Here is a 12,658-nt window from a genome sequence, read left to right as displayed (position 1 = left end):
CACAATGAATGGCATATGCGGTCCATGTGAGTGGCGTTACATTTCTCACTTGCTTGGCTGATTGGCAAAACAACTCTCACGCCATTGACGGTGAGAATCCCACCGTCAAATTACGTGAGAAGCAACACAATATCTTGAGGACAGCGGATTGTTAGCTTATCATTAGATGGTGGGGCGTACAACCGCTTGGCCAGTTCAAGGGCTGCTAGAATGGATGACGCCTTGCCGGGGCCGAGGCCTTTTATCTCTGTCAGTTCGCTAAAGGTAGCTTCGGCCAATTCCCTCGGGGTAGTAAACCGGGCGGTCAACTCTTTGACAACGGGACTATGCTCGCTTTCCCTCAGCGCCAGTCGCATCAGTTCCTTTACTGTAAGGCCGGAGAGATCCGGATAAATAACAGCCAATTTAACAACTCCCTTCGTTCAAGGGGACCGGGATATTGTTCATCCGGCCCCTTCACTATTAACTATCAGTGTGATTGTTGACCTCCTTGAAATAGCGGTTCCACAACCGTCTCCAACGCCACATACGGATACACTTGGTGATCAGAGAAATCATCATTTCAACTCCTCGTTATAGAAATGTAAACCCCGCCCTGTCTAAAGATACTGGAGCGGGGTATTTACATAGATTTAAGCTACGGAATTCTGTTTCCCAGCGGAAGTTCTTAACTTTGACAGAAACTCAAATAATCGTTCTTTTGGTGTGGTCTGGATTCCCTGGATCATTTCCAGGACCTCCAGGTCTGTCAATTGGCTGGGATCGTCCTTATCGTATTTAAACTGAGCAATTAAAACAACATCTGCTTCACTCAGACCTTTCTGGGAGGCTATGGCGTGAAAACATTCGCAGCAACCGGTGAAAGCCCTTAATCGCAAAAAAGAGTATAGCAAACAAGCCCTAACGGAAGCAGAGCACAGAATGGTTAAGCGGGCAGCTTGATATGCTCGGGGCTTACGACGCCTTGGGCAATCAAGAGTTTGGCAGCTTGCCTCAAAGCTTTCTCCTTTTGCTTATTGCGAAGCTCTATCGGCATGTCGACCTGAAAAAGGTCGGAGGGATTGAAGATCTCACCGGTTTGGAGCATGTGAAAAGCGGCGGTGAGCATCATCCTGGCAATGGCGATAATGGCTCGTTTCTTGCCACGGCGCTTGGCAATCCGCTCATATTTGATGTGGTAATAAGCGGAAGAATTCGATTTCACAGCGGCATGGGCAGCTTGCACGAGCGCGGGCTTGAGATAAACACCGGCCCTCGTGATGCGAACCGACTTCTTTTTGCCTGCGGATTGGTTGTTGCCGGGCGTTAGTCCCGCCCAGCAGCACAAGCGTTTCGCGGATGAGAACTGGGACATATCAATACCAATCTCGGAGATGATCGCAACGGCGGAGGTGCGGTCAACTCCGGGAATGGTACAGAGCAGGGCAATGGCGCTTTCAAAGGGTTCAACCAAACCGGCGATGGTCTGGTCGAGGGCGGCCAGTTGTTGTCAATCAGCCACTGCTTGAACGCCAGAATGGATTTGTTAAAGGTGGAAAAGCGCTTCTTTTTGTAACTCGGAACGATGCCCTGCGTAGTGATGAGCGTGGCGACGAGAAAAGTCTTGTGTACATCGACGCCACAGCAGATGGGGTAAACGACTTTCAAGGTTCTCCCTCCTTGTGATGAAATCGTGAAGGAGAAGGCAGTGACTGGATCGCCGCACATTAACGAAAGGCTAAAACAATGATTAGCGTACGGCCTCGTGGCGCCACTTATTTGTGCTTGAATGGCGATCCTCACACTGGTTTTTATACTGATTTGAGCCAAGAGGCAGTCTGCAACTCCTCCTAACGTGCTTTGTAGTGTGCCTCCTCCTCAAAATCATTGTACTACTGGGATGTTGACTGCACATCCTTTTCATCACTATTTGTGCCGCCAGCAGTCAGCGGCGGAATGGATGGTTTTTATGAAGAATATCCAGGACAAGACAAAGAAACGGCTTTCCATCGCCGGACTCGGCATTGTGTGTGTAGCGCTGGTTATAGCGATATCCTTTCAATTTAAAACGGAAAAGCCAACGAACGACGGGGTCACTCCGTCTACCGCTGCCGGCCAGGTCAACCCAAGCGCCCATGAGGGCGACGAAGTGGTCATTCCGGCTAATAAACCGACCGATGACACGGCCGCGCAGACCGATCAACCGGTACAGAACCTGCAGCCGGAAGTGACCAAACCGGCGGAACCCACCGCAGCCCAAAAGACCGATCCCAGCCAAAAGCCTAGCGGGGAAAAGGTTGATAATGTGCAAGCGGTAGATCACGACAGTGTAAAAAAACCGAATACGACGCAGACCGGTGAGCCGAAGGGTGGCGAGAGAAAAGACGGCCAGGTTTATCTCCCCGGCTTCGGCTGGGTGCCCGAAACACGCGGTTCGGGCACAACAGTAGACGGTGACGGTGATATCAACAAACAGGTTGGGACTATGGATTAGCCCTCGACAATAGACCAAACATTCCAAGGAGCGCAGCAGAAATGCTGTGTTTTTTGCTGTTCAAGGAGGTCTTTATGAAACGAATACTGAGCATTTTTATAGTGCTGACTCTGCTGCTGACCGCCCTGCTTCCCCTCACCGCCTATGCCGAAGGCGAAGGGAACATTGACCATGGAGGCGGTGGCATGGGCAGCGGCACCGACGAAAACTTCTGGAACCCCGGCGACGAGGGGGTGCGGGTCACGGTGGTCAGAGCCGGCGATCACGCGTTGGTCACCACCCCGGTTGATTTTACCAACCAAAGCCCCGACAACATCCAGGCCCACTTCGGCAAGGTCAGCAAAATATCCTACACCAACGGTTTTTCTTTGACCCCCGGCACGCAGCAATACACCTATGTCAATCCGGGGCAAGCGATTCCGAGAATCATCACCTCCGACAGCGGCAATGCCAACATTGAAGTCATAAAGAGATATTTCTGCTCGGAATATACCCTGATGCGGATTGCCGATGTTACCGGTTTCAATTACGATACCCTCATCAACGGTGACTACAAAATACTGTTAGAGCCGGTTGCCTACATGACCTTCCATGGTGTAAGGATTGCTCTGACGGCCACCGAGGCGGCGCTTTACGACCAGCAGTTGGACGGCGGGCTGCGCGGCGTAATGGTATCCCTTTCACACAAGAACCTGCCGCTGGCGATGTTCCTGGAAACGCCCGATCTCGGCTATCCGGCCTGGTCCGGCTCCCGCACCAGCGCAGCCTCCAACACGGACATCATCAGTTCCCTTGGCCTCGGCATCGTGCGGTTCAGCGAGGCGGAGCCTCCCCAGGTGAGCGGCTATGACTACACCTATCGGGTCAACACTCAGGTCATCACATCAGTCACGGTCAGCGGCGGCCAGGCCGATCCCGACCATCCCGTGACGGTGCGCTTTACCATCGGCGGTCAAACCTACACGGTGAACAACGTCTATTATCCCGAAGGCGACAGCCAGCTTGCGTGGGTGCGCTGGACAACACCCGCCACGCCGCAGACCATGACTATCAAGGTGTCCGTCACAGGCAGAGGCAGAGCCAGCCAGGGCACCATCACCGCGAACATTGTGGATCTGTCGGGCCATGATCCGCCCAATCCCGTGGCCGACGACCGTAACGACGCCTATTCCAAACCGGGCGTTCCGAACAATGCGCAGAAAACCTCCGCCACATGGGGCGTGTGGCGTCCCTGGTGGCAAGAGTATTGGGTGTGGCACTCCACCGGCGATGGCTCGGGCTATTGGTGCGACCATGGCTGGTGGGAGTTTGACTGGAATTCCTACTCGGCAAGCCTTTCGGCGTCCATGAGCGTCAAGCCGGATGACAAGGTCCCGACCGCGGCAGGCAAGACCATGAAAAGCGGATACGGCATCAACCAGACCATCGCCGCCCAAGTCAGCACCAGCCAATCATCGGCGGTGACAGGCGCGCAGACCGCCGTGACTTACTTTCCCGAATTCCAATATCAGTCCTACTGGCGTCTGCTGGACAGAACCGGCAGCGGTTACAGCGCCAAATTTGAGTTCGCCCCGAACCAGTACAGCACGTATAACCGGCGCACCCACTTCACCCCCATCTGGCTGCCGGACGGAAGCTATACCCCTTACACTTATCTGATGGACTGCTGGACGCCCCAGGGGATGCTCAGCATGAACCTCACCGACTCGGTGATCATCAGCGGGAATCTTTGGAGCGACTGGCATATCGCGCCGGTCAAACCCTGACCTTGTCATCAGAAAAAGAAGCGGATCGCAAGGCCAAAACAGCTTTGCGATCTTATTTCAGCAATAAAGCACGAAAGGTGGAAGAAACCATGAAAAAAAACAAGAAGCTCCTGCTTCTCTTGGGCGTCACCCTTGTCCTGACAAGCATATTCTGCGTGGCCGCCCATGCCGCGCCTAGCGGCGACGTGGCGGGAGCCATCGAGGGCACCTGGAACGACGCGTCCGATCAGATCAAAACCGTGGTCAACAAGGTGGTGTTCCCCGCCATCGATCTGATTCTGGCCGTGTTTTTCTTCGCCAAGCTGGGCATGGCTTACTTCGACTACCGCAAACACGGGCAGTTTGAGTGGGAGGCTCCGGCCATTCTCTTCGCTTGCCTGCTCTTTGCCCTAACTGCTCCGCTATATATCTGGCAGATACTTGGCATGTAGTTGTTCATTTAAAATAAAGTTTGACATTAAAAATAAAGAATGATTTAATTAAATAAAGTTTGAAATGTCGGACTTGTTTTGGAGGGGCATTGCATGGCGAAACATTCACGTAACTGGAATCAAGGCGTATACGAAAAATATTTGCGTGAAGGCCGGGGTCAAGGCGAAGGCCCCGGCTACACGCCTTGGATACGGGTACAAGACTTTGCTTCCAAAGGTATTGTTTCACGAGTTAAAGGCAGGACGACCAGACGGGTTCACCATTTGATGTCCAACAATGAGCTTGCCTACTTTTACCTTTTGGATTGGGCGGATAGTGTGCTGGATATTCGGGAGCAGTTTCCACTCTTGGATTTGGAGTGTGCGATGAACGCAGCCGCTCAGGCCGGAATCAATTATCCTACAGACAGAACAAGCGGATACCCATACGTTATGACTTGCGACTTTCTGATTACAACAACACACGGGTTAAAAGCACGAACTGTCAAACTTTCATCTGAGCTTACCAATGCGCGGACGGTGGAAAAACTTGAAATTGAGCGGCGTTATTGGGCTGCGAATGGGGTAGATTGGAAACTCGTTACTGAAAATGAAATATCCTACCGCAAAGCCAAAAACATTGAGTGGATATATTCAGCGCAAGATCGCGAGGCATTACAATTACAAGCTGAATCAGATACGCTCAGCAACGTAAAAGATTTGATAAGGCAATTATTTTATTCTTATGAATTTTCCATTGTTGAAATCGCCCAAATCGTCGAAGACAAATTTCATTTGGGAAAAGGAATCGGTCTGCTTCTGTTTAAGTCGCTTGTCTTGGACAAAGAGATTTATATTGATTTGAATGAGCGGCTTAATCTGAACGCGAAGAAAGTTGCGGTTACGGTAACGGCATAAAAAGATTAAAGCCTTCATTTCAGAATGCTTGGAGATGCTTTGAGATGCATATTAAGCCCGGTAAATACGTCCACTTCAAAGGCAACGAATACGAAGTTATCGGCACGGCTACCCACAGTGAAACGCTGGAGGAAGTGGTGGTTTACCGGGCATTGTATGGCGATGGCGGGCTTTGGGCACGTCCGGCGGCGATGTGGAATGAAATTGTCGAACACAACGGATGCCATGTCAAACGGTTCACACACATTGACGAGGTTGTACAGGAACCGCCAACGGGTATTCATAATTACAGTGCGCCAGCCGAAAAAGTGGAACTGTTTATGTCGTTGTTCGTGGGGCGCGATGATGTTTACGCCAAACGATGGGAAAACGCTAAAAAAGGCTCTGCCGGATATGTTCCCGCCTGCCATAATGAATGGTCGCCACTTTGTCCAAAATCTGGCGGCGGTAAGATTAAATGCGGGGAATGTCCTAATCAGAATTTTGTGAAGTACGATGCGGGCGCAGTTGAGAAACACCTTAAAGGGCAGCTGACCGCCGGAGTGTATCCGATGTTTCCTGATGAAACATGCAGATTTTTGGCGTTCGACTTCGATGGCAAAGATTACAGTCCGGAGGATTTGCGGCGCGATGTTACCGCGATTCGCGAGGCTTGCACTGAAAAAGGCATACGCATGGCGGTGGAGCGTTCCCGTTCTGGCAAGGGGATTCACTTTTGGATGTTCTTTGCCGAAAACATTCCAACAGGCACAGCGCGGAAATTTGGCAGCAGTCTGATTACCCATGCTATGAGCAAACATCATGAGTTGTCATTCAAAACGTATGACCGAATGATTCCCAATCAAGACACATTGCCAAAGGGCGGATTCGGCAACTTAATCGCACTTCCGCTTCAAAAGATACCTCGTGAACAAGGGAACAGCGCGTTTGTGGATGAAAACTTCAATGCCTATGCTGACCAGTGGAACTATTTGTACAACGTCAAAAAATATACGCTGGAAGAAACAGAGTCGTTTATTAAGCAACTGTCACCGTCAGGCGAGCTTGGTGATTTGCGCCGGGATTCCGAGGAGGAAAAGCCGTGGGAAAGCAAGAAACCGGAACAAAAGCTAACGAGATTTGACTTCCCGGACACGGTAAAAATTGTCCGCGCAAATATGTTATACGTTGAGAAGTCAGGGATTTCAAGCCCCGCGCTTAACGCGTTGAAACGCTTGGCGGCATTTCGCAATCCTGAGTTTTACAGAGCGCAGGCTATGCGGCTTTCTACGTTCGATAAGCCAAGGATTATTTCCTGCTCCGACGAAACCAAGCAATATTTATGCTTGCCGCGCGGTTTGGAAGACGAGGTCTGTGAACTTTTGGAAGATAACGGCGTCAGGATACAATTCAATGACGAAACCAATAGAGGGCGCAAGATTGACGTTGAGTTTAAAGGTGAGCTGCGCGGCGAACAGCAACAGGCTGCGGACGCGCTTTTGATGCATAACAATGGCATTTTGTCCGCTACCACGGCGTTTGGGAAAACCGTTATCGGAGCGCGTTTAATAGCGGATTGCAAAGTGAATACGCTAATTTTGGTACACCGTACAAATTTATTGTCCCAGTGGGTAGAGCGACTGAATGAGTTCTTGATAATCAATGAAGAACCGATAATCGAACTCACACCCAAGGGACGCAAGCGCAAGAAAACCGTAATCGGTCGAATCGGCGGAGGCAAGAATAATCCGAGCGGTATCATAGATGTGGCGGTTATGCAGTCTTTAGTGTCCGGGGATGAGGTCAAGGAACTTGTGAGAGATTACGGTATGGTCATCGTGGACGAATGTCATCATGTGTCGGCGTTCAGTTTTGAGCAGATACTGAAAGCCGCAAACGCCAAATATGTCTATGGTCTAACTGCAACACCAACGCGACAGGACGGTCATCATCCAATTATTTATATGCACTGCGGAAAAATCCGTTATCGCGTGGACGCGAAGGAACAGGCTACAGTGCGTCCGTTTGAACATTTTGTGATTCCGCGTTTCACGAGGTTTCAAAAACCGACTCATCAGGACGAGAGCAAGTGGACGATTACCGATATTTACAATGATATTCAGAACAGTGAGCTTCGCAACAGCCTAATCCTACAGGATGTTACCGCCGCCGTGGAACAAGGGCGGAATCCGATTATCCTCACCGAACGCACCGAGCATGTGAAATATTTGGCGTCTCAGTTGAAGCCACGCATAAAAAACGTGATTGCTTTAACAGGCGGCGAAACCCAAAAGAAAAGCCGAGAAACCTTGCAAACCGTTGCCGATATTGCTGAAGACGAATCTTTCGTTCTTGTTGCCACTGGGAAATATGTAGGCGAAGGGTTTGATATGCCGCGTTTGGATACGCTTTTTCTTGCTATGCCTATATCGTGGAAAGGGACGCTCCAACAGTACGCCGGGCGGCTGCACCGCTTATATGAAGGCAAGAATGAGGTTCAAGTTTACGATTATGTAGATGTCCATGTGGCGATGCTGGAGAAGATGTATCAAAAGCGTCTGAGAGGTTACGCCGCCATCGGATACAAGGCAAAGGGAACGCCGCAACCGTTGGAAGAAGTTCACTCAATTTTTGACAGTCACACGTTTTTCCCGGTTTATTCCGCTGATATTTTGGCGGCTCGAACTGAAATTTTGATTGTCAGCCCATTTGTGACAAAGCGGCGGATATTGTCCGCCTTGAATTATATGACTGCCGCCAACGCGAAGGTTACAGTTGTTACAAAACCGCCTGAAAACTATGTCGAAAAGGATAGGGCAAAAATCGCGGAGTGTATAGAACTGCTTACACAACATGGTATTACCGTGAAAACCAAAGACCGAATCCATCAGAAATTCGCGATTATGGATCAGCGGATCGTATGGTACGGCAGTATCAATTTTTTCAGCTACGGTACATCGGAAGAAAGCGTTATGCGAATTGAGAATATGGGTATTGCGGGTGAGCTGTTGTGGAGCATATGAGAGATTTGTTGATAAACGGCATTCTTAAATCGACGGAAAGTGGTCACCTTATCCGCATACTTTGGATTTCCGGCAATCCGAAAAGCATTTGCCTTTTTGACATGGATACGGTAGCCATGCCATATTGGGTTGACTATACGGAATTGCAAAGCCAACTTAGCCAAGGGCTATTAACGTTTCAAGACGCTGATCCGTTTTTACCTGTTGTGTCCGAAGATTATCTGAGCGACAAAGAAAAGGATTTCCGTGATAGCCTCTGGGAATTGATGAAAGATATTGTACTTGCCGAGCCTGCAATCTTTCATAAAAAAGAGCGCGGCGCAATAATCGAAAAAGCGGTTCAGAACACAGGCAAAACAATGACCACGTTCCATCGCTATTTGAAGCTGTTTTGGAAGAACGGGAAAACCAAAAACGCTTTTCTTCCCAACTATCAAAATTGCGGCGGCAGCGGGAAAGACCGCAATTCCGGCGATTCAAAGCGAGGTCGCCCCCGCAAATACGGCGAAAGCTCCGGCAAGAACGTGGATGAAGAAACCAAACGGATATTTGAGCAGGCTATCAAAAAATATTATCACAACCGAAACGGGTATACGCTGAAAGACGCATACGACCTGATGATTAAGGAGCATTACACGAAATTCGTAACGCAGCCGGACGGCACGGCGAAAGCCGAGCTTCTGCCTGAAAATGAGATTCCCACAATCGGGCAGTTCCGTTATTGGTACGGGAAAAAGCACGATACGCAAGAGAAAATCTCCAAACGCAAGGGCGAAGCGAAATATGCCCTTGACCACAGGGCGATTTTGGGCAAATCCGATTACGGAATCATGGGGCCGGGCGCAAAATATCAGATTGACGCGACCATAGGCGATATTTATCTGGTTTCGCGTTTCAACCGCGCCGACATCATCGGCCGCCCGGTCATCTACTTTGTCATCGACACATTCAGCCGCATGGTCGCGGGGATGTATGTGGGCTTGGAAGGCCCCTCGTGGGCGGGAGCTATGATGGCGATTGCCAACGCCGCTTCCGACAAGGTGAAATATTGCGCGGAATACGGCGTTGAGATCACCGATGGCGAATGGCCGTGCCGCCATGTTCCAAACGCGATATTGGGCGACCGGGGCGAGATGGAGAGCAAATCCGTGGAGACTCTCATAAACGCCCTGAACGTGCGGGTGGAAAACGCGCCGCCCTACCGCGCCGACATGAAAGGCATTGTAGAGCAGTATTTCCGAACCGTCAACACCAGGGCGGTGGCGTTCCTGCCCGGCCATGTCAAGCCGGATATGTCGGAGCGCGGCGGCAGAGATTACCGGCTTGACGCGAAACTGGACATTCAGCAGCTTACCAAAATCCTGATACAGTGCGTACTCCAACACAACAACCATCATTTTTTAGATGGCTATGAGCGCACGGCGGATATGATTGCGGACAATGTGGAACCGATTCCCATTAAACTTTGGAATTGGGGTATCGTCCATTGCTCCGGCGCGTTGCGCTCGTTCCCGGAGGAAACCGTCAAGCTGTGCCTGATGCCGACGGGAACGGCTTCCGTAACGGCAAAAGGTATTCGCTTCAAAGGTTTGTATTATCTGTGCGAACGCGCCGCCGTGGAGCATTGGTTTGAAACGGCACGGGCAAAGGGCAGCTACAAGGTTGATGTTTCCTTCGACCCGCGAAATATGAGCGCCATTTATGTGCGGGAGCCGGACGGGTCCTTTGACAGATGCTTTTTGGCCGAGTGGCAGGATAAATACGTGGATATGTGTTTGGACGAAATCCGCTATTTGCAGGAATCCGAAAAGCTGCTGCGCCGCCAAAACGCTGCAAAGGAAATGGCGACCAAAGCGGACTTGTCCGCAGCGATAGACAGCGTTATCGCGGAAGCGGAGGAAATGGCGCGGCAGACGGCTGTCCCGAAATCCAAACTCGCCAGAACCAAAAACATCCGTGAAAACAGGCGCGCCGAAAAAGAGCGCAACCGTAGGGATGAAGCCTTTTCTCTTGGCGATGACGATGTGCCGCAGACCGCCAAGCCTGAACCGCAAGAAAAACCTGCGGCCATCTCTCCCACGCTCGCCATGATTCAAAAGCAATTGGAGGAACGGCTGAATGAAAAATGAACCGGGCAAAGCCTGTTACCTGCCGCAGATCATTGAGGAATACAAGGGAAATCCATTGATAGAGGCGCTGCCGCCCATTTATTCAAGCTATGAGGCGGCGAAGCTTCTGACGGTTGACCCCGGATACAACGAGGGCGAACGGGAATTTGACGCGCAGTACCGCTTCCATTGTATCGGCAGACTGTTTCGGTATTTCCAACCTCTTGATACCCATATCGACATTGAACAGAGGATTTCACGGGCGATACGTCAGGGCTATATCTCAAAAAATCCCATTACGCCCGATTATGCGGCAAGGCTGGCGCAGGGCGCGGCTGCCATTCGGAAAAAATCCGGCCTGAACGCTGTTTACAGCATGAACTCTACCGCTTCCGGCTTTACCGTTATCGGGATGTCCGGCGTAGGCAAAACGACGGCGATGGAAAAGGTTTTATCGCTCTATCCTCAACAAATCCTGCACACGCAGTACAAAGGGGAACCGCTGTTTTTAACGCAGTTGGTATGGGCGAAAATCGACTGCCCGTTTGACGGCTCGTTAAAGGGGCTGTGCCTGAGCTTCTTCGCCTATGTTGACCGCATTTTGGGTACGAGCTATTCCAAAAAGTTTTCCTCTGACCGCATGACGGTGGACGCCGCGCTCCCCCGCATGGCGCAAATCGCCACAACGCATTGTCTTGGGCTGCTTGTGATTGATGAAATCCAGCACCTCAGCCAAGCGAAAAGCGGCGGCTCGGACAAAATGCTGAATTTCTTCGTTACGTTGGTCAACACGATCGGCGTCCCCGTCGTGCTGATTGGAACCACAAAGGCCATGTCGGTTTTGCAGAGCGAGTTCCGGCAGGCGCGGCGCGGCAGCGGACAGGGTGATTTGCTGTGGGATAGGATGAAAAACGACCTTTCATGGGAGATTATGCTCCGGGCAATGTGGAAAAACCAGTGGACGCGGAATCAAACCCCACTGACTGCCGAGTTGAAAGATATACTCTATGATGAAAGCCAGGGCATTATCGACATTGCGGTAAAGCTCTACGCGATGGCGCAGATGAAAGCGATTGCCGACGGGACGGAAACGATAACCGCCCAAACCATCAAAGAAGTCGCGGCGGAAAAGCTGCGGTTGGTAAAGCCCATGCTCGACGCGCTCCGTTCCGGCAATATGAAAAAACTGCTGATGTATGAGGACATCAAGCCCGTCAATGTGGAGGATTACCTTGCCGCTCAGTCCGGAAGGATAGCCGGCGGCGATATTCCTTTGGGGCAAAATGAAATACTGTCGCTCACAGAACAGGCGGTGCTGAAACTTCTCGAAATGGATATATCCTCAAAAGTTGCCCGTTCCGCTGTAAAGAAAGCCATCGGAAAATCCGTGTCAGGCCAACCTCTTGCCGCCGTTGTCAAAAAGGCATTCAAAATCGCCCTGAATATGGAAACAGAAAAGAATCCGACCGATATTGATGAGCAGGATGATGATTTAAGAAAAGCCGCCGGGGAATCGCCGTATGAAAATCTGAAAAAGTCAGGATTCGTCGCGGAATCAGCGGATGAGTTTTGACGAATCCCCGCTGGGCTTTTTCCCAACGCCGTATCCTGACGAGATATTTTACAGTGTTCTGTGCCGATACCATAACAGAAGCGGCAATCCGGCCTTTGTCAGCACCGCCAAAACAATATGGGGCAAAAAGATCAGCGCCAATTTGTATCTGCCGCAATCTCTCGGCAAAGTAGCCCTGCGGATTCCGTCAGAGACGGGCTTAACGGCGGAATATTTTGCAACCCGCAATACGATTTATCCGTTCTTGAAGCCATTTCTTTCCAAAGAGCGCGGACTTCAAGTGCTGGAATTACTGAAAAGTGAAGCACAAAGCGGAATTATGGCTTACCAGCTTTGCCGTTTTCAGAATCGACAATGGAAATTTATGACCAATTGCTTCAGGTGAAAGGGTATCGCAGTTTAAGCGGG

Annotated in this window: 10 protein-coding genes and 1 pseudogene; 9 read left to right on the top strand and 2 right to left on the bottom strand. The window is 50.7% G+C overall.

Annotation, left to right across the window (positions count from 1 at the left end; translation table 11 throughout):
- Positions 1-110: 110 nt before the first annotated feature.
- Entirely contained in the window at positions 111-404 is a 294-nt protein-coding gene (locus L7E55_RS15275; RefSeq protein ID WP_277445188.1) for a Mov34/MPN/PAD-1 family protein, read from the bottom strand.
- 521 nt (positions 405-925) lie between these two features.
- On the bottom strand, positions 926-1,453 hold the full coding sequence (locus L7E55_RS15270) for a transposase (protein WP_277445187.1): 528 nt from the start codon (positions 1,451-1,453) through the stop codon (positions 926-928).
- Positions 1,454-1,948: 495 nt separating this feature from the next.
- On the opposite strand from L7E55_RS15270, the gene L7E55_RS15265 reads away from it, so the two are divergent.
- From L7E55_RS15265 to L7E55_RS15225, 9 genes and pseudogenes are all read left to right on the top strand, one after another.
- Entirely contained in the window at positions 1,949-2,473 is a 525-nt protein-coding gene (locus L7E55_RS15265; RefSeq protein WP_277445186.1) for a DUF6550 family protein, read from the top strand.
- Positions 2,474-2,547: 74 nt separating this feature from the next.
- Positions 2,548-4,239, top strand: coding sequence for a DUF8193 domain-containing protein (locus tag L7E55_RS15260; RefSeq protein ID WP_277445185.1), 1,692 nt, complete (start codon positions 2,548-2,550; stop codon positions 4,237-4,239).
- Positions 4,240-4,328: 89 nt separating this feature from the next.
- Positions 4,329-4,670: a DUF3852 domain-containing protein gene (locus L7E55_RS15255; protein WP_277445193.1), complete on the top strand. Its 342-nt coding sequence runs from the start codon at positions 4,329-4,331 to the stop codon at positions 4,668-4,670.
- A gap of 93 nt (positions 4,671-4,763) precedes the next feature.
- On the top strand, positions 4,764-5,567 hold the full coding sequence (locus tag L7E55_RS15250; RefSeq protein WP_277445184.1) for a TnsA endonuclease N-terminal domain-containing protein: 804 nt from the start codon (positions 4,764-4,766) through the stop codon (positions 5,565-5,567).
- 44 nt (positions 5,568-5,611) lie between these two features.
- Positions 5,612-5,821 (top strand): annotated as a pseudogene (locus L7E55_RS17875) (DUF1653 domain-containing protein); the annotation flags it as partial.
- A 54-nt stretch (positions 5,822-5,875) separates the two neighbouring features.
- Positions 5,876-8,569 carry a TOTE conflict system archaeo-eukaryotic primase domain-containing protein gene (locus L7E55_RS15240; RefSeq protein ID WP_476748272.1) on the top strand — a complete coding sequence of 898 codons (2,694 nt, stop codon included), beginning with the start codon at positions 5,876-5,878 and terminating at the stop codon, positions 8,567-8,569.
- Entirely contained in the window at positions 8,566-10,698 is a 2,133-nt protein-coding gene (locus L7E55_RS15235) for a transposase (RefSeq protein WP_277445190.1), read from the top strand. The genes L7E55_RS15240 and L7E55_RS15235 overlap by 4 nt, the downstream gene beginning before the upstream one ends.
- Entirely contained in the window at positions 10,688-12,250 is a 1,563-nt protein-coding gene (locus L7E55_RS15230; RefSeq protein WP_277445183.1) for an ATP-binding protein, read from the top strand. The genes L7E55_RS15235 and L7E55_RS15230 overlap by 11 nt, the downstream gene beginning before the upstream one ends.
- Complete coding sequence (locus L7E55_RS15225) at positions 12,240-12,635, top strand: TniQ family protein (RefSeq protein WP_277445182.1); 396 nt, start codon at positions 12,240-12,242, stop codon at positions 12,633-12,635. Before L7E55_RS15230 ends, L7E55_RS15225 begins: the two co-directional genes overlap by 11 nt.
- Positions 12,636-12,658 lie beyond the last annotated feature (23 nt).

Origin of the sequence: Pelotomaculum isophthalicicum JI, from assembly GCF_029478095.1 — a bacterium.
Classification (GTDB): Bacteria; Bacillota; Desulfotomaculia; order Desulfotomaculales; family Pelotomaculaceae; genus Pelotomaculum_D; species Pelotomaculum_D isophthalicicum.
The sequence above is the reverse complement of the archived record's forward strand: the minus strand, read 5'-3'. Positions and strand labels throughout refer to the sequence as shown.